Here is a 26,938-nt window from a genome sequence, read left to right as displayed (position 1 = left end):
GGGGGGCGATCACGAGGATCCGGGCCCGGACCGGGAGGCCGGGAACTGCGGCGCTGCTGGGACGGGATCCAATCCCCCCGGGGCGCCCGCTGTCAATACTTTGTTAGGACATCAGTTCAGGAGCAGGTCCGAATGTAAGAACAAATAGCGGACAGGGGGACGGACAGGCCCTGCACCCGAGCGGGCGATCCCTACCCCGCGTGCGGGGGCGTCACCCGCCGCCCGAGGAGCCGGGCGATCCGGTCAGTGGTCGACAGGGGTCCGCTGGTGCGCCGCCGCGGAGTGGGCACGCAGGTGGTGCACAGCCAGGTCAGACGGCCACAGGAACCGAGCAGCCGCTACGACGACCTGGAGGCGGCCGGGCAGGGAGCCACCACGCGCGTCGTCCGCAACGAACGTGTTCCCGGCGGCGGCCGATGTCCCCGCCGCGCTCGGGATACCGGAGGGCACCGAGGTGACGCTCCTGGAGCGGCTGCGCTCTACACACGGACAGCCGGTTGCGTACCTGTGCAACTGCCTGCCCCCGGCCCTGCCGGACCTCCCCACGGCGCGGCCGGAGGGGACGGGCCTGTACCGGCTGCTGCGCGCGGCGGGCGTCACGCCGCACAGCGCCCGGCAGGCCATCGGCGCCCGCTCCGCCACCGCCGGGGAGGCCGTCCTGCTGACGGAGCGGGCGGGAGCGGCCCTGCTGACCATGCGGCGCACGCGTACGAGACAGGGGGCGCGCGGTCGAGTACGGGACGCACGTCTACCCGTGCGTCCCGCTACGCCTTCGACTTCCGGCCGCCGGTCAGACCGTGAGGGTCACCGGGGTGCCATCCGCAGGGCGCCGTCCATGCGGATGGTCTCGCCGTTGAGGTAGTCGTGGTCGACGATCGCCAGAGCCAGCTTGGCGTACTCCTCGGGCCGGGCCAGCCGCTGCGGGAAGGGGACTCCGGCGGCGAGGGAGGCGCGGAACTCCTCCGAGACGGTGGCCAGCATCGGCGTCTCCACGACGCCCGGGGCGATGGTGCACACCCGGATGCCGTACTGAGCGAGATCGCGGGCGGCGGGCAGGGTCAGTCCGACGACACCACCCTTGGAGGAGGAGTAGGCGGCCTGCCCGATCTGACCGTCGTAGGCGGCGATGGACGCGGTGTTGACGATCACGCCCCGCTGGCCGTCCCCGTCGGCCTCGGTCGCGGCGATGGCCTCCGAGGCGAGCGCGAGGACGTTGAAGGTGCCGATCAGGTTGATCTGGATGACCTTCGCGTACAGGGCGAGGTCGTGGACGCCCTTCTTGCCGAGGATCCGCATGGACGGGCCGATGCCGGCGCAGTTGACGACCGTGCGCAGCGGCACGCCCGAGCCCGCGGCGGTGTCCACGGCGGCCCGCACCTGCTCGGGGTCGGTGACGTCGGCGGGCACGTAGGTCACGCCGGGCACCTCGGGCGCCTTGTCGACGCCGTCCTTGAGGTCGAGGGCGAAGACCCGCGCACCGCCCTCGGCGAGCGCTTTGGCGGTGGCGGCGCCGAGGCCGGACGCACCGCCGGTGACAAGGGCGGCGGTGTTCTCGAGCTGCATCATCACTCCTTGCCGAGGACGGTGAGCGCACCGCCCTCGTTCCGGTCCAGCGCACGAGAGATGATCATGCGCTGGATCTGATTGGTTCCTTCGAAGATCTGCATGACCTTCGCCTCGCGCATGAAGCGCTCGACGGGGAAGTCGCGGGTGTATCCGTACCCGCCGAGGACCTGCACCGCGTCCGTGGTCACCTTCATGGCGTTGTCGGTGGCCACGAGCTTGGCGATGGACGCCTCCCGGGTGAAGGGCAGGCCGGCGTCCTTGAGCCGGGCGGCCGCGAGCGCCGTGGCGCGCGCCGACTCGGTCGCCGCGCCCATGTCGGCGAGGACGAAGGCCAGGCCCTGGTGCTCGATGATCGGCTTGCCGAAGGTCTCCCGCTCGCGGGCGTAGCGCACCGCGTGGTCCAGGGCGCCCTGGGCGAGGCCGGTGGCGACCGCGGCGATGCCGAGCCGGCCGCAGTCCAGGGAGGCGAGCGCGATCTTCAAGCCCTGGCCCTCCGCCCCGATCCGGCGCCCGACGGGCACCCGCACGTCGTCGAGCCGCATGGTGGCCGTCGCCGACCCCGTCAGGCCCATCTTCCGCTCCGGCGGGTCGGCGCTGAGCCCCGGGGTGTCCGCCGGGACGAGGAAGCAGGAGATGCCGCGGGCGCGGTCGTCGGAGGTGCGGGCCATCACCGTGTAGAAGTCGGCGTACCCGCCGTGCGTCGTCCACGCCTTGGCGCCGTTGAGGACGTACTCGTCGCCGTCCCGGACCGCGCGCGTCAGCATGGCCGCGGGGTCCGAGCCGGCGTGCGGCTCCGAGAGGCAGTACGCGCCCAGCAGTTCCCCGCCCAGCATCTCGGGCAGCCAGGCGCGCCGCTGCTCCTCGGTGCCGAAGCGGGCCAGCGGGAAGCAGGACAGCGCGTGCACCGAGATGCCCACGGCCACGCTGGACCAGACCGCCGCGACCTCCTCCACGACCTGGAGGTAGACCTCGTACGGCTGTCCGGCCCCGCCGTGCTCCTCGGCGAACGGCAGCCCGAGCAGTCCGCTGCGCCCGAGGGTGCGGAAGACCTCCCGGGGGAACGCCCCGTCCGCCTCCGCGTCGGCGACCCGCGGTGCGAGTTCCTTGGCGGCGAGGGTGCGCGTCAACTCGATGAGGTCGACGGCTTCCTCGGTGGGCAGAGCGCGAGTGGCAGGCATGTCGACCTCCACGAAGTGATACTGCGACGAGTACGAACGTATCGTTCACAGTACTCCACGGGGGTGTGCCGGGGCACCCCGCGGACGGGCGTGGAAAAGGCCTGGGCCGCCGCTCTCAGGAGGAGACGGCGTGCACGATGAGCGAGGCGAGCTGCTCGTACGCCTCGGCGTCGGTCAGCCCGGTGCGCGCCTTCAGCTCGCCCTGCTGGATCTGGCGCATGGTGGCGGCGGCGACCTCGCCGACGAAGGCGGTGTGCACCTCCCGGAAGGCGCCGTCGGAGACGCCCTCCGCGATCAGCCGGCGCACCCGCTCCGCCGCCATCCGGGTGTTGGCCTCGTACACCTCGCGCGCGGGCGGGAACTCGGCCACGTCGTCGAGGAAGCGGCGCGACAGCGGGCGCAGCTGCTCGGCGACGGCCGTCAGATAGACACGGACGCGGTCCGAGGGATCCCCGGTCTGCGCCACCCGCTTCTCGACAGCCTCGGTCGCGCCGCGGAAGTAGTGCTTGACCGCCTCCACGACCAGCCCCTGCTTGCTGCGGGCCAGCTGGTAGAGGGTGGTCTTGGAGCAGCGCAGCCGCTCGGCGAGGTCGTCCAGGGTGAGGTCGGAGAACCCCTCCGCCGTCAGCAGCGCAACGAGTCGTTCCAGCAGGTCGGCCTGGCGGGCGGTGCGGCGGGGGGACGGCATGATCCCACGATATCCGCGCCACCGGCGCACCCGGCGGCCCGGTGGCCGATCGCGCCGCGAACGCACCGAAGCCGCCCTCCCACGAGTGAGAAAGCGGCTTCCGACCTGCGATGTCGCTGGTCGGGACGACAGGATTTGAACCTGCGACCCCTTGACCCCCAGTCAAGTGCGCTACCAAGCTGCGCCACGTCCCGGTGCGCTGTCCGCGGATGTCCGCGTGCTCGCGCGAACAGCACTTTACCCCACGCCGGGCACTGCGCCGAAAGGGGCACCGGCGCGGCACAATCACCCCATGGGCAGCACGAGGAGCGGCGAGGACGCCAGGGACCGGGACGAGGAAGGGCGGGCGCGCAGCGCACGCCCGCGGGACGGGCTGGGACGGCCCCTGCCGTACGGGGCGAGCGGCGTGGAGCGCCAGCCCGAGGGCGTCGTACGCCGCCCGCAGGAGAGCGTCGCGCAGGCGCAGGCGCTCCTGGACGCGGGGAAGCCGTTCCACGCGCACGAGGTGTTCGAGGACGCCTGGAAGTCGGGCCCGGAGGAGGAGCGCGCGCTGTGGCGGGGGCTGGCCCAGCTCGCGGTGGGCCTCACCCATGCCGCCCGCGGCAACCTCACGGGCGGGCCGCGTCTGCTGCGGCGCGGGGCGGCGGCCCTGGAGGAGTGGGCGGGCGACACCGGGCGGCGGCGGCCGTACGGGATGGACCTCGCCGGGCTGGCCGGCTGGGCCCGGCGGCTGGCCGTGCGGGTGGAGGAGTCGGGTACGGCGGTGGACGCCGGGGCGGCGGCGCCGAGGCTGCGCTGACACCCGCCACGGTCACTGTCGGTGGCGTACGGCAGACTCGGGGTCGTGCGAGAGATTCATGTCATCGGTATCGGCGCGGGCGACCCCGACCAGCTGACCCTTCAGGCGGTCCGGGCGTTGCGAAGCACGGACGTGTTCTTCGTCCTGGACAAGGGCGAGGTGAAGAGCGACCTCACGCGACTGCGCCTGGACATGCTCGACACGCACGTACCGGAGGGCGGCTACCGGGTGGTGGAGGCCCGCGACCCCGAGCGCGACCGCCGCGCGGGCGGCGCCGCCTACTCCCCCGCCGTCGGCGACTGGCGCAGCGCCCGCGCCGAGATCTACGAGCGGCTGATCGCGGAGGAACTCGGCGAGGACGAGAGCGGCGCGTTCCTGGTGTGGGGCGACCCCGCGCTGTACGACAGCACGCTCGGGATCCTGGAGGAGGTGCTGGCGCGGGGCACGGTGGCCTTCGCGTACGACGTGGTGCCCGGCATCAGCAGTGTCTCCGCGCTCGTCGCCCGCCACCGCACGGGCCTGAACCGGGTGGCCCGGCCGGTGCAGATCACCACCGGGCGGCGGCTCGCCGAAGGCTTCCCGGACGGGGTGGACGACGTGGTGGTGATGCTCGACGCCCACCAGACCTTCCGGCAGTACGCCGGCCAGGACGTCGACATCTACTGGGGCGCCTACATCGGCACCCCGGACGAGCTCCTCGTCTCCGGCCCGCTCGCCGAGGCCGGCCCCCGCATCGAGCGCCTGCGCGCCGAGGCCCGCGAACGCAAGGGCTGGATCATGGACACGTATCTGCTGCGCCGCAACCCCCGGGACGCGTAGGGCGGGTCGCCCCGCACCCGGCCGGACCTCGCCCGCGCGGGGCGGGGGGGGCGGGTCGGGTCAGGGCCGAATGGAGCGGCCGGTGTGATCGTGACCTCGTGACAGTCACCGAGAGACGGACGGGCGGTGCCCGGGGCATGCACGGGGGATGCCCCGGGGGTTGCCCGGGGTTCGTTCGCCGGCCGCGACGCGGCCGCCGTGCCCGGCCCACGGGCGCGACGCACCGCGCCGACGTGCTCCGCGCGCTCGACCGGCCGCGCGCCTCCGTCACGGCGCGCTGAGCCCCAGCCGTGCCAGGGCCCCCGCCACGTCCGGCACCGCCGTCACACCCTCCGGCAGCGGCGGCCGTCGTACCACCACGACGGGCAGGCCCAGCCGACGTGCCGCCGTCAGCTTCGCGGCCGTCGCCGCTCCCCCGCTGTCCTTCGTGACCAGCACGTCGATGCGGTGCTCCCGCAGCAGCACCAGCTCGTCGGCGACGGTGAACGGGCCGCGCGCCAGGACGACTTCGGTGTGCGGCGGCATCGGCGGCTCCGGCGGTTCCACCGCCCGGACGACGAAGTACGGCGCGGTGAGGTGCGCGAAGGCCGCCAGCCCCAGGCGCCCCGTCGTCAGGAACACGCGCCCGCCCACCGCGGGCAGCAGCTCCGCGGCCTGCGCCAGGGAGCCGACCGGGTGCCAGCGGTCACCGGGACCGGGCCGCCAGCCCGGTCGGCGCAGCACGACCAGGGGCACTCCGGCGGCGGTCGTGGCCCGCGCCGCGTTGGCGGTGATACCGGCGGCGAAGGGATGGGTGGCGTCGACCACGGCGTCCGCACCGTGCTCGCCCAGCCAGGCCGCGAGCCCGTCGGCCCCGCCGAACCCGCCGACCCGGACGTCCCCCGCGAGGGCTCCCGGCCGTGACACGCGCCCCGCCAGCGACGAGGTGACCCGGACACCGGGGCGGGCCGCCAGGGCGGCGGCGAGTTCGCGGGCCTCGGTGGTGCCGCCGAGGACCAGGACGTGCGCGGACATGCCGTCGAGCGTACGAGGCGGGGGTGGCGGTGACCACGTGAGGGCGGGTCTGTCGGGCGTCCTCGCGGCGCGGCGCGCGGGGATCGCCGGGGCGCCGGGTCGGGGCCGACGATCCCCGTCACGGACGCCGAGGGCCGCCGACCGCGCCGCGGACCAGGTCGTCGCCCGTTCCCGGGCCCGCCCGCCCCGTCGGCGGGGCACGGTCAACGCAGCAGCAGCTGGACGCCGCCCACCACCGTCGCCGCGATCACGAGCCGCTCGAACAGCCGCTGGTCGATGCGGTGCACCGCCCACCTGCCGAGCAGCGCCCCGGGCACGACGAACGCGACGAGCGCCGCGTCCAGGAGCAGCGAGCGGCCGTCGATCAGACCGAGGCCCACGCTGAACGGCACCTTCGAGATGTTCACGACGAGGAAGAAGAACGCGGAGGTGCCGAGGAACCCGAGTTTGCGGAAGCCCGCCGACAGCAGGTACATCGACATCACCGGGCCGCCCGCGTTGGCGACCATCGTGGTGAAACCGCCCAGGACGCCGTAGGAGCGGGCCTTCAGCCGGCCGGCTCGGGTGACGACGGCGTCGGGCTCGTCGGCCGCCCCGGCGGTGCGCCGGCGCCACACCGTGACCCCGGCCATGAACAGCAGGATCGCGCCGATCGAGGTGCGGACGGCCGCGTCGTCGGCCCGCATCAGGAACAGCGTGCCGACGACGACACCGGCCGCGACCGCCGGGAACAGCCGCCACAGCGTGGGCCAGTGGGCGTGCCGGCGATAGGTGAGGACGGCCAGCACGTCCCCGGCGATCAGGATCGGCAGCAGGACGCCGGTGGAGGCACGGGCGGGCAGGACCGCGGCGAAGATCGCCAGGCTGACCGTGTTGGCCCCGCTGACGGCCGTCTTGGAGAAGCCGACCAGGAGCGCCGCGAGGGCGAGGACGGCGAACTCCCAGCCGGTGATGTGCCACAACGTCATCGTGTTCATGCGGGGGCCGATGCTACGCACACCCGACGGACCGCGGTGAGGGGGCCCACCCGAGGGTCGCGGGCGCACCCGGTCCCGTCGTCGCGGCGCGGCGCGGCGCGTCTCAGTGGCGCTCGATCAGCACCGCGCTCCCCTGCCCGACCCCGACGCACATGGTCGCGAGGCCCCGCTCGGCACCCGTGCGCCGCATCCGGTGCAGCAGGGTGGTGAGGATACGGGCGCCGGAGCAGCCGAGCGGATGGCCGAGGGCGATCGCGCCGCCGCTGGGGTTGACCAGCTCGGGGTCGATGCCCAGCTGGTCCACGCAGGCCAGCGCCTGGGCGGCGAACGCCTCGTTGAACTCGGCCTCCTGGAGGTCGCCGACGCTCCACCCGGCGCGGTCCAGCGCCTTGCGGGTGGCGGGGACCGGGCCGATGCCCATCACGTCGGGGTGGACTCCCGCCGAGGCGCCCGCCACGTAGCGGCCGAGGGATTCCAGGCCCAGCGCGTTGAGGGCCTCCTCGCTGACCAGGAGGAGGGCGGCGGCGCCGTCGTTCATCGGGGAGGCGTTGCCCGCGGTGACCGTGCCGCCCTCCCGGAAGACCGGCCTGAGCCCGGCGAGCCGGTCGTAGGAGGTGTCCTCGCGGATGCATTCGTCGACGTCGACGACCACGCCGTCCGGGCGCCGTACCGGCAGCAGTTCGTCGTCGAAGTGGCCGTTCTTGCGGGCCAGCGCGGCACGTCGGTGACTACGGAGCGCGAAGTCGTCCTGGCGCTCGCGGGGGATGCCGTACCGCTCGGCGACCTCCTCGGCGGTCTCGCCCATCGACAGCAGGCCGTGCAGGTCCTTCATCGCGGGGTTGACCAGGCGCCAGCCGAGCCGGGTGTCGACGGTCTCGACACGGTGCGGGAGGGCCTCGTCGGGGCGGGCGAGCACGAAGGGGGCGCGGCTCATCGACTCGGAGCCGCCCGCGAGCACGATCTCGGCCTCGCCGGCGGCGATCGTGCGGGCCGCGGCGGTGACGGCCTCCATGCCCGAGGCGCACAGCCGGTTCACGGTGGCGCCGGGCACCGTCTCGGGGAGTCCGGCGAGCAGGGCGGCCATGCGCGCGACGTTGCGGTTGTCCTCGCCGGCCTGGTTGGCGGCGCCCCAGTACACGTCGTCGATCCGGGCCGGGTCGAGCGCGGGCAGGTCGGCGACCAGGCCGCGGATGACGGCGGCGGCGAGGTCGTCGGGCCGCACGGCGGACAGGGCGCCGCGCAGCTTTCCGATGGGGGTGCGGCGGGCGGCCGCGAAGTGGACGGGACGCACGACTGGGGACTCCTGACCGACGACGGCGCTGTGGATCGGCAGATTAATTAGCACTGCTAGTTTCCTACTATAGACCGCGGTACGTCGCCGGGAAAGGTCCGGCGGTACGGTGCTCCCGCCCGCCGCCGAGCCGTGTTTGCGCCGATTCGCCCTGGGCACCCGCGCCTCCATGGACTGGTTGCGCAGTGCCGCCTGCGTGGGCGAGGACCCCGAACTGTTCTTCCCCGTGGGCACGTCCGGGCCGGCCCTGCGGGAGACCGCGGGCGCCAAGCAGGTGTGTGCCCGTTGCCCGGTGACCGCCGACTGCCTGGACTACGCCCTCGCCGGCGGCCCGATGTCCGGGGTGTGGGGCGGAACCGACGAGGCGGAACGCGCCGACCTGCTCCGTACCGCACGAGACGACGTGAGAAGGAGCACCTCCGTATGACTGTCGTGAAGAGTCCGCTCCCCGAACCGGCCCGTCAGGTCACCTACGACGCGCTGCAGAGCACGCTCGTCGATCTCCTGGGCATCTCCCTGATCGGCAAGCAGGCGCACTGGAACATCGTCGGCCCGCGGTTCCGCTCGGTCCATCTCCAGCTCGACGAGGTGGTCTCGGCGGCCCGCGCGTACGCCGACACGGTCGCCGAGCGCGCCGCCGCCCTCGGCCTGTCCCCGGACGGCCGTCCGGAGACGATCGCCTCGGCGTTCACGCTGCCGGCCCCGAAGAACGGCTGGCTGCGCGACGAGGACGTGGTCGAGGTGATCGCGGAGACACTGGGCGCTGCCATCGGCCGGTTGCGGGAGCGCATCGAGGCGACCGAGAAGGCCGATCCGGTCACGCAGGACCTGCTGATCGGCATCACCGCCGAGCTGGAGAAGCAGCGCTGGATGTTCGAGGCGGAGAACTGGCCGCGCGAGAGCTGAACCGCCGGCCCGGACCAGGACGCGCGAGCACGACGCACGAGCACGACCACGAGCACGATGGGAGGGGACGCCATGCCGATCGACGCCCTCGAACTCGACGCGCTGTGGGAGGACTTCCACCGCGTGGTGAACATGACCTCGCAGGAGCTGGCCGCCTGGCTCCGGGTGCGGGACGCCGACGAGACCGCGGAGGCGTTGCCCGAGGAGGCGGGCACCCCGACCGGCCGGCATGTGCTGACGATCCTCCAGAAGCGGCGCATCGACCTCACGGAGGACGACTTGCGCGTGATGCGCGAGGTCGTGGACACGGTCGACGACCGGACGGACATGGCGGACGAGCCCGCGGCCGAGGACACCGGTCTGCGCCGCCGGCTCATGACGATCGGCCACGACCCGCTGAAGCCCTGACAGGTCCCGGCCCGGCGGGACTCGGGCGCCCGGCCGATCAGCGGCTGCCGTCGGCGGGCCGGACGCGGTCGAGCGAGTCGGCGGCCGCCGCCGGGGCGGGGCCGGACGCGGTCGAGCCGACGAAGCCCTGACCGACCCCCAGCGGGCCTCGGGCCGGCACCCTCTCCCGACGTCACCGCCCGATACGGGCGACCGTGACCACCGCCACGGCGCCCGGTGCGCCTACGCGAACCGGGCGCGTAGGCGCACCGGGCGCCGTGTGCCGTGCTGCGGGCGTGCGGGCCCCTGCCGGAGGGCTTCCGCCCGCGGCAGGCCCGCAACGGGCGGCCCGCAGCCGGATCGCCGGCGCGCGACAGCGCCCTCACCACCCACACGCAGCAGTCCCCGTCACGTAGAGACCCCCGTCCGGACGGCCGCGTCCGCCGAACCGCTCCCCGACCGCGCGCCGGGCGTGGACCGGCCGGTCGCCCCGGCCGGTCGCCCCGGCCGCGCGCCCGAACCGCGGCCCGGTCCCGACGGCACCGCCACGCCCGGCGCGCCGGTCGGACGCGGGTCAGACAGCGGTGACCGGCAGGTCGAGGAGGCGGACCAGGGTGCGCAGGACCCCGTTGTCGTTGTTGGAGGGCGCCCGGTGGCGGGCCCGCGCGACGACCTCCGGGTGGGCGTTGGCCATGGCGAAGGACCAGTCGGCGGCGTCCAGCATCTCCAGGTCGTTGAGATAGTCGCCGAACACCACGGTCTGCGCGGGCGTGATGCCCAGCTCCCGCTGGAGCCTGCGCAGTGCGGCGCCCTTGTTGGCGGTGCGGTTCATGACGTCGACCCAGTGCTCGCCGGAGACGACGACCTGGTGGGTGTCCGCGAACGGCGCCAGGGCCGGCGCGGTGCTCTCCTCCGCCGCCCCGAAGTCGAACAGGGCGACCTTGATGACCTCGTCCTCGACGGCGGCGGCGTCCTCGACGACCCGGTGACTCAGGTAGTACCGGCCCACCTCCGCCAGGAAGGCCTCGTCGGCTCGCTCGACGTACGCGGACCGCTTCCCGCAGACGACGGCCCCGACGTCGGCGCCGCCCGCCACGAGCCGCCGTACGGTCTCGACGACGCGGGCGACCACGGCGGGGTCCAGCGGGTCCGAGCTGAGTTCCTCGCCGTCGCGGACGACGTAGGTGCCGTTCTCCGCTATGAAGACCATGCCGTCGGCGACCTCGGCGAACTCCCGCGCCAGCGTGGCGTACTGCCGGCCGCTGGCGGGGCTGAACAGCACGCCCCGCTCCCGCAGCAGCGCGAGGACCTCCCAGAGCCCGTCGGGTGTCCGCTTGTCGTCGTCGAGCAGCGTGCCGTCCATGTCGGTGACGACGAGACGGATGTCGGCGCTGCCGGCCGAGGGCTCGGGAGCGGTCAGCTGGGGGGCGTCGGAGTAGGGCATGTCCTGCTTCCTGTACGGGGGTGACCGGATTGTCACCCTACCGGGGCACCCGGAGCCGGCCGCTCGCCCCGGGCCGCGGGTGCGCCGGATGCCCGGCGTCCTCGACTTCCTGCCGGACGGGGAGGCCGCGCGGGACGTCGTCCGCCGGGTCATGGCGGCGGTTCCCTCAAAAGCCATCTCGTCCTGACGCATCCCACCCACGACAGCCCGCTGGGCGGCGAGCGCCAGATCCCGGCGGCCGGACGCTTCTCGGCACCGTGGACCCCGCCCGCCGGGTCCACCGGCTCACCGAGGACGCGGAAAGTATGATCAAACAATGTCTGACTTGACGGATACCACGCCCGGCTGGCTGAGCCAGGACGAACTCGAAGTCGCCCGCTCCCGGATGCCGATCCTCTACGTCGAGGCGGTGCCCGTGCGCGTCGACGAAAGCGGCGAGGTCACCAAGATCGGCCTGCTGCTGCGGATAGGACCGGACGGCAATGTCAGCCGGACCCTGGTCTCGGGCCGGGTCCTGCACCACGAGCGGGTACGGCACGCCCTGCTGCGGCACCTGGAGAAGGACCTCGGCCCGATGGCGCTGCCCCACGTCCCGGCGTCCCTGCAGCCCTTCACGGTCGCGGAGTACTTCCCGACACAGGGCATCACGCCGTACCACGACCCGCGTCAGCACGCGGTGTCACTGGCGTACATCGTGCCGGTGACCGGTGACTGCCGGCCCCGGCAGGACGCCCTGGACCTGGTGTGGTTCGACCCGCAGGAGGTGGTCTCCCCGGCGGTGCAGAGCGAGATGCCGGGCGGGCACGGCTTCCTGGTGCGGCAGGCGCTGGCCCACGTCGGCCAGTCGGCGTCCTGACCGCCGTGGGACCTCGTTCTCGTGCAGGCCTGCCGGCCCAGCGCGTGGTGTCGGTCGGCGCCGCCGCGCGCCGGCCCTGCACCGTCGTGGTGTGCCGGGGCTGCTGCTGCGGTGACGCCCGCAAGCACCCCGGCTACGACCATGCCTGGCAACTGGAGCGGCTGCGGGCGGCGGCCGCCGCGTCGGCGGGTGGCTTCGAGGTCCGTACGACGGACTGTCTGGGCCCGTGCGACCAGGCGAACGTGATCGTCGTCCAGCCCTCCGGCGCGGGGCGCCGGGCGGGCGGCCGGGCCACCTGGGTCGGTTTCGCCATGGACGACGACTGCACCGAGGAGATCCTGACCTGGGCGGCGGCGGGCGGCCCGGGCGTCGCCGAACCCCCGGCCACCCTGCGACTGCAGTTCATCGCCCCACCCCGCCCGGCCCGCGCCCGTAGGTGACCGGCGCCGGCCGTCCGGACCGGAACGGCCGACGCCGGTCGCCCGGACCGGGACGGGCGCGCGGGCCCGCCGTCAGCGCAGGTCGGCCGCCCGCGCGGGGTTGTCGTCGAGGAAGCCGCCCGACTGGTGCTGCCAGAGCTTGGCGTAGGTGCCGCCCGAGGCCAGCAGTTCCTGGTGGCTGCCCTGCTCGACGATCCGGCCGCGGTCCAGGACGATGAGGCTGTCCATCCCGGCGACGGTGCTCAGCCGGTGCGCGACCACCAGCGCCGTGCGCCCCTCCATGAGCCGCCACAGCGCCTCCTGGACGAGGATCTCGCTCTCCGAGTCCAGCGCGCTGGTCGCCTCGTCGAGCAGCAGGATCGGCGCGTCGCGCAGGATCGCGCGGGCGAGGGCGACCCGCTGACGCTGTCCGCCGGACAGCTTGACGCCGCGCTCGCCGACCATGGTGGAGAAGCCCTCCGGCAGCGCGTCCGCGAACTCGGTGACGTGGGCCGCCTCGGCCGCACGGCGGATCTCGGCCTCGCCGGCGCCCGGCCGGGCGAAGGCGATGTTGTCCCGCAGCGTGCGGTGGAACATCGCCGGGTCCTGCGGGACGTAGGCCATCAGGCTGCGCAGATCGGCCTGGCGGAGCCGGCTGATGTCCTGGCCGCCGACGAGGATGCGCCCGCCGTCGATGTCCGTCATCCGCAGCAGGAGCCGGGTCAGCGTGGTCTTGCCGCCGCCGGACCGGCCGACGAGGCCGAGCTTCGCCCCGCTGGGCACGACCAGTTCGAGCCCTTGGAAGAGCGGCTTCGCGCCGCCGTGGGCGAAGGTCACCCGCTCGAAGCGGACGTCGGCGGCGGCGGTGGGCCGCAGTGGCTCCGGCGTCTGCGGGTCGAGCACGGTCGGTGGTACCAGCAGCAGGTCGGTGAACTGCGCGGCCTCCGTCATCGAACTCTCGAGGCGGCGGTAGATCTGGTTGAACTCGAACATGATCCGGGTCGCGTTGGAGTAGTACATGAAGGCCACCACCACCGCCTCCACGCCCTGACCGTCCCGGCCGAGCGTGACCGCGAGCAGCAGGCCCAGCACGTTGGTCAGCACCGACATCGGCGCCACCAGGGTGTCGATGCGCAGATTGCCGTAGTCCCACGACCTCAGCGTGAGCCGCCGGGACACCGCGACCCGGGAGCGGTGCTCGGCGGCCTCCCGTTCCTCCGCCGCGAACGCGCGGACCGTGTCCATGTTCATCAGGCTGTCGGCGACATGGCCGGAGACCCGCGCGATGGCTTCCTCGCGCTCGCCGACGAGGGCCTGGCGGCGCCGGATCAGGGGCACCACGCACAGCGCCGTCACGGCGATCATCGTCAGCAGGCCCACCACGAGCAGCGGTTCGTAGCGCCACAGCACCACCGAGCCGAACAGCAGGGGCACGAGACTGCCCACGATCTGGAACGTCAGCGTGTCGACGAACTCCTCGTAGCGGGAGGCGAAGCTCAGCACCCGCTTGGTCAGCGACCCGGCGAAGTTGTCGTGGAAGAACGTGGCGTCCTTGGCGAACAGCTCGTCCATCCCGATCACGTACAGATGCTCGATACCGAGCGCGTCGAGACGGTTCAGACAGTGCACCCCGACCCGCCAGAACGCCTCCGCGAGCAGCAGCACACCGGCGAGGCCGAGCACGTACGGCAGGGCCTGGCCGACCCCCATGTCCGGGTCCCCGGCCAGCCGTCCGACGAGTTTGGCGACGACCAGCGGAGCGACGTAGTTGATGCCGATGTTGCCGAGCGCCGGCGCCAGCATGGCGGGAGCGGTCAGCCACCGGAGACGGGCCAGCTCGCGTCCGTAGTAGCGCAGTGCCAGCAGTACGGAGCCCTTCTCGGGCGCGACCTCGCGTGCTTCAGACGGTCCCATCCCCACCCCGTGCGGTCGTCCGGCGGCCGGCCGGACCGGCCTTCGCAGTGTGCCGCGACGGCTGCGGCGGAGTCCAAGGAATTACACGCCGGACGGCACCGGTACTCCCGTGCGCCCCCAGGCCGCGACCGGGACCGCCCCCGGTTCGCACCCGGTTCGCGCCCGTGCGTCACGGGCACCTGCGTGGCGGACGGCGTGCGCGCGGAACCCGACCGCGCAGAACCCGACCGCGCAGAACCCGACCGCGCAGAACCCGACCACCCCGAACCGGTCCACCCCCAACCGGTCCACCCGGAGCCGGTCCGAATGACGGGGGCCAACGGCGACGCCGGTCGCACGGCCACCGCGACCTGACGGCGGCGCGTCGACGCCCTGGAGCGCGAACGGGAGCGCAGGGACACCGGCGCCACGGCGGACGCACGGCGCGCCGACCACCGTAGAACGCCGGTCCGTTGACGGAGCGTCGGGGCGGTGACCGTCGGCCACCTGCGGGAGGCGGCCGACGGGAACGTCCTCGACGCCCGTCCCCGACCCGTCGCGAACCGGTCGCGGACACGTCGAAGGCCGCCTTCTCATCGCTGAGAAGACGGCCTCCGATCCGCGACTTCGCAAAGTCGGGACGACAGGATTTGAACCTGCGACCCCTTGACCCCCAGTCAAGTGCGCTACCAAGCTGCGCCACGTCCCGTTGCCCGTCTGACCTGGGGTTTCGCCCGGCCGGACGTGCAGGGCAACAATACCGCACTCGGGTCGATGATCGCGCACGCGTTTCCCGCCGCCCCGCCCGCCGACCGCCCGCCGGCCGTCCCTCAGCCCTCCCTCGACACTCCGAGTCCCGGATGCGCCTCGAGCAGCCGCGTCGGGGCGGCCTGGCGCCAGGAGTCGGCGAGGATGTCCCTCAGCTCGGCCTCGTCCTCCAGAACGGCCAACCGGACCCGGACCCAGGCGAACTGGGCCTCGTGGTCGGCGATCCAGAACTTGCCCGGCTCGGCGAGGGCCAGCTCGTCGCGCTCCTCCTTGGGGCAGCGCACGGCGAGGGAGGTCTCGTCCTCGGGCAGGGTGGCGAACATCTTCCCCGCGACCCGGAACGTGGGCATGTTCCAGGCCGTCTTCTCCGTCGTGTCCGGCAGGGACAGGGCGACACGGCGTACGTCTTCGGCGTCGGGCATGCTGCGCACGGTAGCGGCAGGCACTGACAGTCACCCCGTGGTCAGGCGCCTGTAGTACAGGGTCGTCGGCCGCAGGACGCCGGACGGATCGGCGGCGTAGTCGGGGATGATCCCCGCCCTGGTCCATCCGGCGGCGCGGTACAGGTGTTCGGCGGGGCTGTCGGTCTCGGTGTCGAGGTGGAGCAGGGTGACACCGGCCGCGGCGGCGGCGTGCTCGGCGGTGGTCAGCAGCCGGCGCCCGAGGCCCTGCCCCCTGGCGTCCCGGTGGACCATCAGTTTGACGAGTTCGGCGCGGTGGCGGCTGTTCGGCTTGTCGGGGAAGGCCAGGGTGACGGTGCCGGTGACCCGGTCGCCGTCGACGGCCGCCCAGACCGCCAGTCGCCCGGCGGCGACGCCCGCCGCGCGCCCCTCCCACCAGGCGAGCGCGTCGGCGCGGCCGAGCGGGGACAGGAAGCCGACGGAGGCGCCGCCGTCCACCGTGTCGACCAGCAGGTCCGCCAACCGGCCCGCCAGGCCGAGGAGCCGGTCGGCGTCGAGCCTGGTCGCCGTCATGGCAGCACCACCGCCAGCACGTACCGTGCCTCCGCGTCGCCCAGGCACCGGAACCGGGTCGGGCCCCACACCCGCAGCCGCAGACAGTCACCGGCGTCCAGACGGTGCTCGGTGTCCCGCGCCGTCACCGCGAGGCCGCCCGACAGGACCCAGAGGTGCTGTTCCAGGCCGGGCACGGGCGGCCGGTCGTAGGCGAGGTCGGCGCCCGGGGCGAGCCGGCCCTCGACGAGTTCGCCGCGCAGTCCGGGGTGCGGCGGCGACACGGAGCGCCGGACGAACCCGGAGGCGCGGTCCTCCCAGACGGTCTGCTCCCCGACGCGTACCAGCGGCGTGGGCTCGACTTCCGCCTCCACCTCGCTGAGCAGCCGGGACATGGTGCGGCCGTACACGTGGCACAGGCGGTTGAGCAGGGCGGCGGTCGGACTGATCTCGGCCCGCTCGGCGCGGGAGAGGGTGGAGCGGCTCACCCCGCTGCGTTCGGCCACCTCCCCCAGCGACCAGCCGCGTTCGACGCGCAGCTCGGCCAGGCGGGCGGCCAGGCGGGCGTCGATCTCGTCCTCGACAGGTGATCCCATATCCGGGATGCTATCCCAGATATGGGACGCTAGGCCGGTGTGGTCGCTTCCAGTGCCTCCAGCACGGGACGGATCAGCGGGTGTTCCTCCGCCCCGCGCCGTACGGCCGCGAAGACCCGGCGGGTGGGGGCCGCACCGTCGACCGGGCGGACGACCACGCCGGCCAGATCCATGCCGCGCAGCGCCGACCGCGGGACCAGCGCCACGCCCGCGTCGGCCGAGGCCAGCGCCACGACCGCGCGGAAGTCGTCCGAGGAGTGCTCCAGGCGGGGCTGGAAACCGGCGTGCTCGCAGGCCAGGACGACCACGTCGTGGCAGGGGTTGCCCGGGTACGGGCCGATCCACGGGTCCTTGGCCAGCTCGGCCAGCGGCACCTCGGCGCACTCGGCGAGGCGGTGGGCGACCGGTACCACCGCGTCGAAGGGCTCGGCGTAGAGCGGCACGTGCGCGAGGCGTGGGTCGTCCGCGGCCGGTGCCCCGCGGTACTCGACGGCCACGGCGATGTCCACCTGCCGGTCGAGGACCATCGGCAGGCTGGCGTCGCCCTCGGCGTCCTGGACGCGGATCCGGATCCCCGGGTGGGTGCCGGCGAGCCGGGCCACGGCGGGGGCGACGACCAGGGCGATACCGGTGGCGAAGGCGGCGACGGTGACCGTGCCGGCCGTACCCGAGTCGTAGGCGGCCAGTTCCGCCTCCGCCCGCTCCAGCTGCGCCAGCACCGCGTGGGTGTGGGCGAGCAGGATCTCGCCGGCCGGGGTGAGCCGTACGCCCTTGGCGCCGCGTTCCACCAGGCGGTGGCCGGTCTCCTGCTCCAGGGCGGTGAGCTGCTGGGAGACGGCGGAGGGGGTGAGGTACAGCGCGGCGGCAGCCGCCGTCACCGTGCGGTGGTCGGCCACCGCACGGAGGATGTGGAGCCGCCGCGCTTCGATCATGGGATGGATTATCGCAAGGTGTCCGGGGTGGCCGGCTCAGGCCTCCAGTTCCGCCCGCGCCGCCACGAAGGCGTCCACGGCACGGTCGACGTCGGCCGTGGAGTGCGCGGCCGAGAGCTGGACCCGGATGCGGGCCTGCCCCTGCGGCACGACCGGGTAGGAGAAGCCGATCACGTACACGCCGCGCTCCAGCAGCAGCTCGGCCATGCGGCTCGCCCGCGCCGCGTCGCCGATCATCACGGGCGCGATGGCGTGGTCGCCGGGCAGGACGTCGAAGCCCTCGTCGGTCATCCGGCGGCGGAACAGGGCCGTGTTCTCGGCGAGCCGGACGCGCAGGCCGTCGGCCGACTCCAGCAGGTCGAGGACCTTGAGGGAGGCGGCGGCGATGACCGGGGCGAGGGTGTTGGAGAACAGGTACGGGCGGGAGCGCTGGCGCAGGAGCGCCACGATCTCGGCGCGGGCGGCGACGTAACCGCCGGAGGCGCCGCCGAGGGCCTTGCCGAGGGTGCCGGTGACGATGTCGACGCGCTCCGTCGCACCGTGCAGCTCGGGGGTGCCCCGGCCGCCGGGGCCGACGAAACCGACGGCGTGGGAGTCGTCGACCATGACCATCGCGTCGTAGCGGTCGGCGAGGTCGCAGATCTCGGCGAGGGGGGCGACGTAGCCGTCCATGGAGAAGACGCCGTCGGTGACGACCAGCCGGCGGCGGGCGCCCCCTTCGACGGCCTCCTTCAACTGCCGTTCCAGATCGGCCATGTCACGGTTGGCGTAGCGGAAGCGGCGGGCCTTGGACAGCCGGATGCCGTCGATGATGGAGGCGTGGTTGAGCGCGTCGGAGATCACCGCGTCCTCGGGACCGAGGAGCGTCTCGAAGACACCTCCGTTGGCGTCGAAGCACGAGGAGTACAGGATCGTGTCCTCCTGGCCCAGGAACGCGGACAGCCGCGCCTCCAGCTCCTTGTGGACCTCCTGGGTGCCGCAGATGAACCGCACGGACGCCATGCCGTAGCCCCAGCGGTCCAGAGCGTCGTGGGCGGCGGCGATCACCTCGGGGTGGTCGGCGAGGCCGAGGTAGTTGTTGGCGCAGAAGTTGAGGACCTCGCCCGGCCGGCCGCCCGCGGTGACGGAGACGGTGGCGGACTGCGGGCTGCCGATCACCCGCTCGGGCTTGTGCAGGCCGCCGGCGCGGATCTCGTCGAGGGTGGCGCGCAGGTCGTCGCGCACGGAGTCGAACATGAGGGAGGCTCCTAGTGTGCTGTCACCGAAGGGGGGTTACGCGGTCCGCAGGAGTGGCCCGGTCCCGGGAGGTCACGCGGTCCAGTCGAGGATGACCTTGCCGCCGGTGCCGCTCGCCGCGTCGGCGAACGCCGCCTCGAAGTCGCGGTAGCCGTAGCGGCCGGTGATCACCGGGGCGAGGTCGAGGCCGCCCTCCAGCAGGACCGACATCGCGTACCAGGTCTCGAACATCTCGCGGCCGTAGATGCCCTTGATGGTGATCATCGAGGTGACGATGCGGGCCCAGTCGACCGGGAACTCCTCGGCGGGCAGGCCGAGCATGGCGATCCGGCCGCCGTGCGTCATGTTGGCGATCATGTCGCGCATCGCCTCGGGGCGGCCGGACATCTCCAGGCCGATGTCGAAGCCCTCGCGCAGGCCCAGCTCGCGCTGTCCGTCGGCGATGGAGGCGCGCGAGACGTTCAGGGCCAGGCTCGCGCCGATCTTGCGGGCGAGTTCGAGGCGTTCCTCGCTGACGTCGGTGACGACGACGTTGCGGGCGCCGGCGTGCCGGGCCACGGCGGCGGCCATCAGGCCGATCGGACCGGCCCCGGTGATCAGGACGTCCTCGCCGACCAGGGGGAAGGACAGCGCGGTGTGGACGGCGTTGCCGAACGGGTCGAAGATCGCCGCCACGTCGAGGTCCACCGGGACGCGGTGCACCCACACGTTGGCGGCGGGCAGCGCCACGTACTCCGCGAAGGCGCCGTCGCGGCCGACGCCGAGCCCGACGGTGGCCCGGCACAGATGGCGGCGTCCGGCGAGACAGTTGCGGCACCGGCCGCAGACGAGGTGCCCCTCGCCGCTCACCCGGTCACCGGCCTTGATCTCACCGACGTCCCGGCCGGTCTCCACGACCTCGCCGACGAACTCGTGCCCGAGCACGAGCGGCGTACGGATCGTCTGCCGCGCCCATCCGTCCCAGGACCGGATGTGCAGATCCGTGCCGCAGATGCCGGTGCGGAGCACCTTGATCAGTACGTCACCGGGTCCGACGGCGGGCTCCGGCACGTCCGCGAGCCACAGTCCGGGCTCCGCCTTCTCCTTGACCAGCGCCTTCAACGCTACGGCTCCTGACGGTGAGATCCCCGCGCCGGGCATGCCGAGGAAGGCCCGCGGCGGGGGAAGAGGGGTGGAATCCGGTAGCAATCTGCCGTACGGCGGCGGCACGGTCCATCGAGACTTTCTTAAGCGGCGCCACAGCTCTGCTTCACGCCCCGCCTCCGCGTGTCACCCTGGAGGGCAACCGACCCACGGGGAGCAGCCGATGACCACGGCGCAGGACCTGATGATCGTGTCGCTGGACGTGACGCCCGCACACCCCGTCGAGCAGGGCGAACTCTCGCTCGCCCTCGCGGGGGCCGAGCTGGTCGACCTGGTGGGGGCGGGCGTGCTCGTCCTGGACGGCGACCGGGTGACGCCCGGCGCGGCACCGGCACCGGCCGACCCGCTGCTGGCGGAGGCCGCGGCCTCGCCGGCACGGCGGGAGCCGCACGAGCCGTACGAGTCGGTCGAGGAGTGGCTGTGGCGCCGTGGCCGCGGGCTCGCCTCGGCCTACGCCGCCCGGATGGAGGCCGACGGCACGCTGACCCGCCCGCGCGGCCACTGGTTCGCCGCGCGGTCGGGCCGGAGCGAGGCGGTGGACTCACCGGCCCGGCGCCGCGCCGCCGAACGCTGGGCGTCGGGCGAGCCCGTCCTCGCCGGACTGGCCACCACGGCCGGTGTCCGCGAGGAGCGTGGCGACGACTTCCCGGCTTCGTTGACCGAGCCGGTGGTGACGGTGCTGGCCGCGGTGGGCGACGCGGTGACGGAGCTGACGGCCGTACGGCAGCGCCGGTCCGTCGAGGACGCCGCCTTCGACAACGTCTGGCGGGGTTTCTGACGGACACCGGCCGGCCGCCCGCACTCACAGGGGCGGTCCGCCGGCCTCCCGGTGTTCCAGCCGGCCGACGAGGTCCGCCGCGGTCGCCTTGATGGTCTCCAGGCCCGCTCTGCCCCAGGGCCGGGGCGCCAGGTCGGCCACGGAGACCGTGCCGAGCACCAGACCGGCCGTGTCGATCAGCGGGGCGCCGAGGTAGGAGTGGATGCCGTACTCGTCGACGACCGGGTTGCCCGCGAACCGCGGGTAGTCACGGACGTCCTCCAGCACCAGCGCCTTGCGGCGCGCGACGACGTACGGGCAGTAGCCGTACTCGCGGGCCAGCCGGCGGCTGATCTCCGGCTTGCCGCCGCGGGCGGCACGGCCGCCCGGCGGGGTGTGCAGCCCGGCGAAGAACTGCCGGTCCTCGTGGATGAAGTTGACCATCGCGTACGGCGCGTCGGTCACCTCGGCGAGGCGGTCCGCGAAGGCGTCCAGGGCGGGCTCCGCCCGCTCCCCGAGGCCGAGTCGGCGCAGCCTCAGGGTGCGGGCACGGGCTTCCTTGTCCTCGGGGGTGAGCAGCAGTCGACCGGCCGGGCGGGGCGGGTCGTAGCTCATGGGCGGACTCCGTCGGTGTGGACGTACGGCATGTGCGGCTCCGGTGTGTGGTGTGCGGTGATCACATGTGGGCGCCGCGGCTCGGCCGGGGTGCCGCCGGTGCGTGGGCGATGAGGTGGCGGACGAGGGTGAGCAGGGTCTGCACGCTCGACGCGGAGATACGGGCGTCACAGCGCACGATGGGGATGGCCGGGTCCAGGTCGATGGCCGCGCGCACCTCCTCGGGGTCGTAGCGGTGGGCGCCGTCGAACTCGTTGACGGCCACGATGAAGCCGAGGCCTCGTTCCTCGAAGAAGTCGACGGCCGCGAAGCACTCCTGCAGGCGGCGGGTGTCGGCGAGGACGACCGCGCCGAGGGCGCCCTCGGACAGCTCGTCCCACATGAACCAGAACCTCTCCTGTCCGGGGGTGCCGAACAGGTACAGGACGTGCTGCGGATCGAGGCTGATGCGGCCGAAGTCCATGGCCACGGTCGTCTCGACCTTGTTCTCGATGCCGTCGAGGTTGTCGGTAGCGGCGCTGACGGTGGTGAGCAGCTCCTCGGTGCTCAGGGGCGCGATCTCGCTCACCGCGCCGACGAACGTGGTCTTGCCGACCCCGAACCCGCCCGCGACCAGGATCTTCAGCGCGGTCGGGAAGGGGTCGGTGCCGTCGTCGTAGTCAGAGCTGTCGTCGTAGTCCATCGAGCACTGCCTCCAGTAGGGCCCGGTCGGTGGGGCTGTGGTGGAACTCGGGGGGCTTGGTGGTCAGCGCCCCGCAGTCGACGAGGTCCGCCAGCAGCACCTTGGTGACGGCCGCCGGCAACCTCAGATGGGCGGCCACCTCGGCCACCGGGACGGGGTCCCGGCACAGGCGCAGGGCCTGCGCGTGTTCGGGGCCGAGATAGCCGAGGGGGGTCGCCCCGGTGGCCCGCACCTGCGACATGAGGTCGAGGGCGACGGTGGGTCTGGTGCGGCCGTTGCTGACCGTGAACGGGCGCACCAGCCGTCCGGCCGCGTCGTCGAGCCAGGGCCCGTCGCCGGCCGCCGCCACCCTCAAGGTCCCATCACCGAGGGTTCGACGGCGTGCTGCCGGGGCGCGGTCACCAGGTAGGGCCGCACGCTCTTGACGAGCATCGCCATCTCGTAGCCGAGCACGGCGGCGTCGGCCTCGCGTCCGGCCAGTACCGCGAGACAGGTGCCCGAGCCCGCGGTGGTGACGAACAGCAGCGTCGAGTCGAGTTCGACGACGACCTGCCGTACGTCCCCGCCGTCGCCGAAGCGGTTGCCGGCGCTGCGGCCGAGGGAGTACAGCCCGGAGGCCAGGGCCGCCATGTGGTCGGCGCTGTCGTGGTCGAGGCCGTGGACGGACTTCACGAGGCCGTCGCAGGAGAGGAGGACGGCACTGCTGGTGTGCGGTACGCGCTGCACGAGGCCGCTCATCAGCCAGTCGAGATCGGATACCTGGCCGGTCGGCGCGTCGCTCGCCATGGTGGATCGACTCCTTGAGGTACGAAGGTCAGCGGGAGCGGTGGGGGTGAGGGCGGGGCTGGTGAGGGGGGTGATCATCCGGCTGGTGTGCTCCCGTCGTGCCGGGTGGTGGACCGGTGGCCGAGGCCACCGGGAAGGCCGTACACGGTGCGTGCCTCGGCCTCGGACTGGGGGGAGAGGGGCCGTACGTCCGCCGCGGACGGGCCGGTCCGGTCCGGCAGGACGTCCGACTCCAGGCTCTGCTGGGCCTCGGCGAGGCCGACCCCGCGCTGGAAGGCGGCCATCAGACCGGGGTCGTGCGCGGCGGGAGGCTCGGCGTCGGGGCGGGGGGCGGGGCCGCCGCGCAGCTGCGGCGCGAGGTGCTCCTGGGCTCGGCGGCGGGGCAGTTGGGGCTTGCCCATGGTGCCCCGCACCGTGCCCATCCGCGGGGTGGGCGCCAGGCCCGCGATCTCCTCCACGGCGGACCGGTCGCCGGGCCGGACACCGGGTACGGCCTCGGCCGGATTGGGCCGCTCCTCGTGGGCGCCGCGGACGGGGAGGGGGGCCGGCCGGCCGTCGTTCGGGTGGGGGGTGTCGTGCTGGACGGGGAGCGGGGCGGGAGGAGCGGGGGGCGATGCGGCGGCGTCGCCCGGACGCGGCGGGCCCTGCGGGGTGCTGTGCGGGGTGCTCTGCGGTGGGGTCGGGGAGTGGGGGCCGGGTTCAGGCGGGAACAGCGGCTGGAGCTGGGGCTGATAGTTCGTCAGGGAGGGGGTCTGTGGCTGGAGATCGGCCCGCTGGTGGAGTTGGGGCCGGAGATGGAGCTGAGGCTGGGGGCTCGACTCGGACCGGGGCCGCTCGGGTGAGAGCGACGGGGGCAGGGACGGCGGCTGCGGCCGGCCATGCGGTTGCGGTTGCGGTTGCGGCTGCGTGCCAGTCCGGGCCTGATCGTGGGGCTGGGGCTGGGGCTCGGGCTGGGACTCGGGTTGGCCTTGGCCTGGGAACTGGGGCTGGTCCTGACCTCGGAGCTGAGGCTGGAGCTGGTCCTGTTCCTGGCCCGGTGGCTGCGGGCGGATCTGAGGAGTCAGTGCCGGCCTCTCCCCTCCTCGCGGAACCTGTCCACCCGCCGCGCCCGCCGTCCCGGCGGTCCCCGCCGGCACCAGGCCCGCGCCGGTCTCCTCCATCGGCGACGACGGCGGCCCGGCCGATCCCAGCAGGGACTGCGGTACGACGAGTACGGCCTGGACGCCGCCGTAGATGTTGTTCTGGAGCCGGACCCGGATGCCGTGGCGGCGGGCCAGCTGGGAGACGACGTAGAGGCCGATGCGGCCGTCGGCGAGCAGGCGGCCGACGTTGACCTGGTCGGGGTCGGCGAGCAGCGCGTTCATGCGGCTCTGTTCCTCGACGGGCATGCCGAGGCCGCGGTCCTCGACCTCGACGGCGAGCCCGGAGGTGACCAGGTTGGCGCGCAGCAGGACCTGGGTGTGCGGGGCGGAGAACACCGTGGCGTTCTCGACGAGTTCGGCGAGCAGGTGGATGACGTCGGCGACGGCGTGCCCGCGCAGTTCGCCGTCGACCGGCGGGACGAGCTTGACCCGCGAGTACTGCTCGACCTCGGCGATGGCGGAGCGCAGCACCTCGGTCATGGAGACGGGGTTGCTCCACTGCCGCCGGGAGACCGCGCCGCCGAGGACGGCGAGGTTCTCGGCGTGCCGACGGATACGGGTGGCGAGGTGGTCGACGTGGAAGAGGCCCTTGAGGAGGTCGGGGTCCTCGATCTCGTTCTCCAGCTCGTCCAGGGTGGCGATCTCGCGGTGCACGAGGGACTGGAGGCGCCGCGCGAGGTTGACGAACACCTCGAGCTTCTGTTCGCTGCCGGTCTGGCTGGAGAGCTGGGCGGCCTGGACGACGGCGTCGACGGCTCCGTCGTGGGCGCGGGAGAGATCGGCGGCCAGCAGCTCGAACTCGTCGGCGTCGTGGGGCGGTCCGCCGCGCGGCTTGCGCCGCGGCGGGACCTCGCCGCGGCGCAGGGCGTCGAGCAGGCCGCGCAGGTCGGCCTCGCGGCTCGCGCTGTCGCGGCGCAGGGCGGTGACGCGGTCGCCGACGGCGCGGGCTGCCCGGTCGGCGGCCACGGCGGCGACGACGATGCCGACGCCGGTCACCGCGACGGCCCCGGCGAGCACGGCCCACAGGGTCGGTCCCGGCCGGGTGCCGGTGGAGCGCACGGTGAACAGGATCACCGCGCAGGCGCTGAGGGCGACGGCGGTCGGCGGCAGCACGGCGAGCCGCAGCAGTTGCGGCCGTATGTGCGTCTCGGCCGGTGCGGGCGCGGTGCGGGCGACCGGCCTTCCGTGCCGTCCGCCCTCACGGCGGTCTGCGCGTGCGGCCGGTGCGCGGAGGTGAGACATCGGTGTCCTCGTACTGTCCGTCGGGCCTGGGGCTCGCGTGGGATGCGCTCCTCGGGCTCGCGCCATCGCGGTGTCGGTCGGGAGAGCCGGGACCTTCGCGGCCCCTTCTCACCCGACGACCACTCACAGTAGTCGGCAATCCGTCATGTGCGATGGGCAGTTGACGAAGTCCCCCGGTGAGCGTCCCGCTCTGGTATGAGGCTTCGTACGACAGACCGATAAACCCGCGAGACACCCGGACAGTTGAGGTGAAGAAATCGATCAGAGCTGGTCAGAGGCGTTCGGAAACAGGCGACGGGGCCGGGGAGCTGTTCGCTCCCCGGCCCCGTCGTCGGGCGGCCGAGTCGGGCTCCGGCGGTCCGGTCAGCTCGCCGGGACGACCTCCGGAGCGTCCCCGTCCTCCGCCGCGTTCTCCGAGATGTCACTCCCCGTATCTGCCGTGGCCTTTGCTTCCGGCTGCGGTTCGGCCCATCCGCCCGCCGGGGCGAGCGCCACGGCACGCCACCACGGCTCGGCGGGCACGGTCTCCGCGGTGGGCTCGAACGGCTCGCCGGGACGGGGCAGCGCGACCCGCGTGCCGGCGGCGCGCGCGGCGGCCAGGGTGCCCTCCCCCGGGTCCGACCACGCGTGCGTGGCCAGATTGAAGGTGGCCCAGTGGATGGGCAGGATCACCCCGCTCGGTCCGCCCTGGAGGTCCAGGTGGGCGCGCAGCCCCTCCTCGGGGGTCATGTGGATGTCCGGCCACAGGTCCGAGTACGCCCCTATCTGGATCATCGTGGCGTCGAAGGGGCCGTACGCGGCGCCGATGTCCTTGAAGCCGTCGAAGTAGCCGGTGTCACCGCTGTGGAAGATCCGGTGCTGGTCGCCGGCGACGGACCAGGAGGCCCACAGGGTGTGCTGGGTGTTGCGCAGACCGCGGCCGCAGAAGTGGCGGGCCGGGGTGGCGGTGAGGGTGAGGCCGCCGACCTCGGTCGCCTCGTGCCAGTCCAGTTCGCGCAGCCGGTCCGCGGACACCCCCCAGTGTTCGAGATGGGCTCCGACGCCGAGCGGCACCGCGAACAGGGTGTCCGTGCCGGCCAGCGCCTTGATCGTGGGCAGGTCTAGGTGGTCGTAGTGGTCGTGCGAGATGACGACGACGTCGACCGGGCCGAGGGTGGCCAGCGGCAGCGGGGCCGGGTGCAGCCGCTTGGGGCCGGCGAACGGGAAGGGGGAGCAGCGCTCGCCCCAGACCGGGTCGAACAGCACCCGGTGGCCGTCGATCTCCGCGAGCACGCTGGAGTGCCCCATCCAGGTCAGGCGCAGGCCCGTGGCGGGCGGCCGGGCCAGGTCGGCGAGCGTGGTGGGGTGCACCGGGACCGCCCCGGAGGGAGCGCGGCGGGGACGCGTACCCCTGTCGAAGAAGGCCTTGGCGAAGTCGAGCGCGGAACCCGAGGGCCGGATCCGCGCGCCGAGGCCGCCGGGGTTCTGGAAGACCCCGTTCTCGAAGTGGGGTGATCTGCGGATACGCGCCATGCGCTCACCGCTCGGGTCCGCGCCGAAGGCCTCGGGCTGCAGAGCGCGGAGCCCGGGGCTCAGGGAACGGAATCCGGGCACGGTACCTCCAGGGGGAGTCGCTGAGGATTCCATTATGGTCGGCCGGTCCGACAGACTCCCGACCGCCCTGGTGGAGAGCCGGCCGCAGCACGTCGACGCGGCGCCGGCGCGATGCCCTCCGGTACTGCCCGGCGCTGAGGAGCCCCCGCACGCGCGCGGGGTGAGCGTCGTGCCGGACGCCGTCGTCGACTCCGGGACGCCCGGCGGTGGGCGCTGCTCGGCTCCGTCGGCGCGGACACCTGGCCGCCCGCCTCCA

At 73.6% G+C, this 26,938-nt stretch carries 28 protein-coding genes, 2 tRNA genes and 1 pseudogene; 9 read left to right on the top strand and 22 right to left on the bottom strand.

The features are described 5' to 3' along the window. Positions 1–234 precede the first annotated feature (234 nt). A pseudogene (locus tag ACFYO5_RS14305) lies at positions 235–801 on the top strand (GntR family transcriptional regulator); the annotation flags it as partial. Positions 802–804: 3 nt separating this feature from the next. Here the strand turns inward: ACFYO5_RS14305 and ACFYO5_RS14300 are convergent. The 4 genes from ACFYO5_RS14300 to ACFYO5_RS14285 form a co-directional block, all read right to left on the bottom strand. Beyond that, positions 805–1,563 carry an SDR family NAD(P)-dependent oxidoreductase gene (locus tag ACFYO5_RS14300; RefSeq protein WP_356566725.1) on the bottom strand — a complete coding sequence of 253 codons (759 nt, stop codon included), beginning with the start codon at positions 1,561–1,563 and terminating at the stop codon, positions 805–807. 2 nt (positions 1,564–1,565) lie between these two features. After that, positions 1,566–2,744, bottom strand: coding sequence for an acyl-CoA dehydrogenase family protein (locus ACFYO5_RS14295; protein WP_356566550.1), 1,179 nt, complete (start codon positions 2,742–2,744; stop codon positions 1,566–1,568). 115 nt (positions 2,745–2,859) lie between these two features. Beyond that, entirely contained in the window at positions 2,860–3,432 is a 573-nt protein-coding gene (locus ACFYO5_RS14290; RefSeq protein ID WP_356566548.1) for a TetR/AcrR family transcriptional regulator, read from the bottom strand. 117 nt (positions 3,433–3,549) lie between these two features. Further along, a tRNA-Pro gene (locus tag ACFYO5_RS14285) sits at positions 3,550–3,626 on the bottom strand. Between the two features lie 98 nt (positions 3,627–3,724). Here ACFYO5_RS14285 and ACFYO5_RS14280 point away from each other — a divergent pair. Continuing rightward, positions 3,725–4,231, top strand: a complete 507-nt coding sequence (locus tag ACFYO5_RS14280; protein WP_356566546.1) for a DUF309 domain-containing protein — start codon at positions 3,725–3,727, stop codon at positions 4,229–4,231. A 45-nt stretch (positions 4,232–4,276) separates the two neighbouring features. After that, positions 4,277–5,050: a precorrin-6A synthase (deacetylating) gene (gene cobF / locus ACFYO5_RS14275; protein WP_388708327.1), complete on the top strand. Its 774-nt coding sequence runs from the start codon at positions 4,277–4,279 to the stop codon at positions 5,048–5,050. A gap of 267 nt (positions 5,051–5,317) precedes the next feature. On the opposite strand, the gene ACFYO5_RS14270 is transcribed toward cobF, so the two are convergent. From ACFYO5_RS14270 to ACFYO5_RS14260, 3 genes are all read right to left on the bottom strand, one after another. After that, complete coding sequence (locus ACFYO5_RS14270; RefSeq protein ID WP_388708325.1) at positions 5,318–6,064, bottom strand: cobalt-precorrin-6A reductase; 747 nt, start codon at positions 6,062–6,064, stop codon at positions 5,318–5,320. Positions 6,065–6,267: 203 nt separating this feature from the next. Further along, on the bottom strand, positions 6,268–7,041 hold the full coding sequence (locus ACFYO5_RS14265) for a sulfite exporter TauE/SafE family protein (protein ID WP_356566540.1): 774 nt from the start codon (positions 7,039–7,041) through the stop codon (positions 6,268–6,270). 103 nt (positions 7,042–7,144) lie between these two features. Then, entirely contained in the window at positions 7,145–8,332 is a 1,188-nt protein-coding gene (locus ACFYO5_RS14260; RefSeq protein WP_388708322.1) for a thiolase family protein, read from the bottom strand. A gap of 169 nt (positions 8,333–8,501) precedes the next feature. Here ACFYO5_RS14260 and ACFYO5_RS14255 point away from each other — a divergent pair, with 169 nt between their 5' ends. The 3 genes from ACFYO5_RS14255 (at position 8,502) to ACFYO5_RS14245 (ending at position 9,646) form a co-directional block, all read left to right on the top strand. Then, the gene (locus ACFYO5_RS14255) at positions 8,502–8,759 is read left to right on the top strand and encodes a WhiB family transcriptional regulator (RefSeq protein WP_388708320.1); all 258 of its coding nucleotides are present in this window, start codon (positions 8,502–8,504) and stop codon (positions 8,757–8,759) included. Beyond that, complete coding sequence (locus tag ACFYO5_RS14250; protein ID WP_388708317.1) at positions 8,756–9,238, top strand: Dps family protein; 483 nt, start codon at positions 8,756–8,758, stop codon at positions 9,236–9,238. The genes ACFYO5_RS14255 and ACFYO5_RS14250 overlap by 4 nt, the downstream gene beginning before the upstream one ends. A gap of 72 nt (positions 9,239–9,310) precedes the next feature. Continuing rightward, entirely contained in the window at positions 9,311–9,646 is a 336-nt protein-coding gene (locus ACFYO5_RS14245) for a DUF3140 domain-containing protein (protein WP_388708315.1), read from the top strand. 553 nt (positions 9,647–10,199) lie between these two features. Here the strand turns inward: ACFYO5_RS14245 and ACFYO5_RS14240 are convergent. After that, positions 10,200–11,069 (bottom strand): Cof-type HAD-IIB family hydrolase, encoded by an 870-nt coding sequence (locus ACFYO5_RS14240; protein WP_388708312.1) that lies wholly within the window; start codon positions 11,067–11,069, stop codon positions 10,200–10,202. Positions 11,070–11,385: 316 nt separating this feature from the next. Here ACFYO5_RS14240 and ACFYO5_RS14235 point away from each other — a divergent pair, with 316 nt between their 5' ends. Together ACFYO5_RS14235 and ACFYO5_RS14230 are read left to right on the top strand one after the other, a co-directional pair. Then, positions 11,386–11,925, top strand: coding sequence for an NUDIX hydrolase family protein (locus ACFYO5_RS14235; protein WP_356566529.1), 540 nt, complete (start codon positions 11,386–11,388; stop codon positions 11,923–11,925). Between the two features lie 29 nt (positions 11,926–11,954). Further along, positions 11,955–12,365, top strand: coding sequence for a (2Fe-2S) ferredoxin domain-containing protein (locus tag ACFYO5_RS14230; protein ID WP_388709236.1), 411 nt, complete (start codon positions 11,955–11,957; stop codon positions 12,363–12,365). 72 nt (positions 12,366–12,437) lie between these two features. Here the strand turns inward: ACFYO5_RS14230 and ACFYO5_RS14225 are convergent, their stop codons facing one another. From ACFYO5_RS14225 to tdh, 8 genes are all read right to left on the bottom strand, one after another. Further along, positions 12,438–14,258, bottom strand: a complete 1,821-nt coding sequence (locus tag ACFYO5_RS14225) for an ABC transporter ATP-binding protein (RefSeq protein ID WP_388708309.1) — start codon at positions 14,256–14,258, stop codon at positions 12,438–12,440. A 614-nt stretch (positions 14,259–14,872) separates the two neighbouring features. Further along, positions 14,873–14,946, bottom strand: a tRNA-Pro gene (locus ACFYO5_RS14220). A gap of 121 nt (positions 14,947–15,067) precedes the next feature. After that, positions 15,068–15,427 carry an MmcQ/YjbR family DNA-binding protein gene (locus tag ACFYO5_RS14215; protein WP_388708307.1) on the bottom strand — a complete coding sequence of 120 codons (360 nt, stop codon included), beginning with the start codon at positions 15,425–15,427 and terminating at the stop codon, positions 15,068–15,070. A gap of 30 nt (positions 15,428–15,457) precedes the next feature. Then, a complete protein-coding gene (locus ACFYO5_RS14210) occupies positions 15,458–15,979 on the bottom strand; it encodes a GNAT family N-acetyltransferase (RefSeq protein WP_388708304.1) in 522 nt (173 codons plus the stop codon). Then, on the bottom strand, positions 15,976–16,554 hold the full coding sequence (locus ACFYO5_RS14205; protein ID WP_388708299.1) for a helix-turn-helix domain-containing protein: 579 nt from the start codon (positions 16,552–16,554) through the stop codon (positions 15,976–15,978). Before ACFYO5_RS14205 ends, ACFYO5_RS14210 begins: the two co-directional genes overlap by 4 nt. A gap of 29 nt (positions 16,555–16,583) precedes the next feature. Then, entirely contained in the window at positions 16,584–17,486 is a 903-nt protein-coding gene (locus ACFYO5_RS14200) for a LysR family transcriptional regulator (protein WP_388708296.1), read from the bottom strand. A 36-nt stretch (positions 17,487–17,522) separates the two neighbouring features. Next, a complete protein-coding gene (locus tag ACFYO5_RS14195) occupies positions 17,523–18,722 on the bottom strand; it encodes a glycine C-acetyltransferase (protein WP_388708293.1) in 1,200 nt (399 codons plus the stop codon). A gap of 72 nt (positions 18,723–18,794) precedes the next feature. Further along, positions 18,795–19,823, bottom strand: a complete 1,029-nt coding sequence (tdh, locus tag ACFYO5_RS14190; RefSeq protein ID WP_388708291.1) for an L-threonine 3-dehydrogenase — start codon at positions 19,821–19,823, stop codon at positions 18,795–18,797. A gap of 205 nt (positions 19,824–20,028) precedes the next feature. Between tdh and ACFYO5_RS14185 the strand changes: the two genes are divergently transcribed. Beyond that, entirely contained in the window at positions 20,029–20,643 is a 615-nt protein-coding gene (locus ACFYO5_RS14185) for a GPP34 family phosphoprotein (protein WP_388708288.1), read from the top strand. Between the two features lie 24 nt (positions 20,644–20,667). Here the strand turns inward: ACFYO5_RS14185 and ACFYO5_RS14180 are convergent, their stop codons facing one another. From ACFYO5_RS14180 to ACFYO5_RS14155, 6 genes are all read right to left on the bottom strand, one after another. Then, positions 20,668–21,237, bottom strand: coding sequence for a GAF domain-containing protein (locus ACFYO5_RS14180; RefSeq protein ID WP_356566513.1), 570 nt, complete (start codon positions 21,235–21,237; stop codon positions 20,668–20,670). A 61-nt stretch (positions 21,238–21,298) separates the two neighbouring features. Next, positions 21,299–21,919 (bottom strand): ATP/GTP-binding protein, encoded by a 621-nt coding sequence (locus ACFYO5_RS14175; RefSeq protein ID WP_356566511.1) that lies wholly within the window; start codon positions 21,917–21,919, stop codon positions 21,299–21,301. Then, the gene (locus ACFYO5_RS14170; protein WP_356566721.1) at positions 21,897–22,268 is read right to left on the bottom strand and encodes a DUF742 domain-containing protein; all 372 of its coding nucleotides are present in this window, start codon (positions 22,266–22,268) and stop codon (positions 21,897–21,899) included. The genes ACFYO5_RS14175 and ACFYO5_RS14170 overlap by 23 nt, the downstream gene beginning before the upstream one ends. Before the next feature lie 2 nt (positions 22,269–22,270). Then, the gene (locus ACFYO5_RS14165; protein ID WP_356566509.1) at positions 22,271–22,705 is read right to left on the bottom strand and encodes a roadblock/LC7 domain-containing protein; all 435 of its coding nucleotides are present in this window, start codon (positions 22,703–22,705) and stop codon (positions 22,271–22,273) included. A 74-nt stretch (positions 22,706–22,779) separates the two neighbouring features. Further along, positions 22,780–25,089: an ATP-binding protein gene (locus ACFYO5_RS14160; RefSeq protein ID WP_388708284.1), complete on the bottom strand. Its 2,310-nt coding sequence runs from the start codon at positions 25,087–25,089 to the stop codon at positions 22,780–22,782. Positions 25,090–25,452: 363 nt separating this feature from the next. Continuing rightward, complete coding sequence (locus tag ACFYO5_RS14155; protein ID WP_388708282.1) at positions 25,453–26,682, bottom strand: MBL fold metallo-hydrolase; 1,230 nt, start codon at positions 26,680–26,682, stop codon at positions 25,453–25,455. Between the last annotated feature and the right edge of the window lie 256 nt (positions 26,683–26,938).

Source organism: Streptomyces sp. NPDC006259 (assembly GCF_042870975.1).
Taxonomy (GTDB): domain Bacteria; phylum Actinomycetota; class Actinomycetes; order Streptomycetales; family Streptomycetaceae; genus Streptomyces.
Note: the sequence above shows the minus strand (reverse complement) of the source record. Positions and strands in the feature narration are given on the sequence as shown.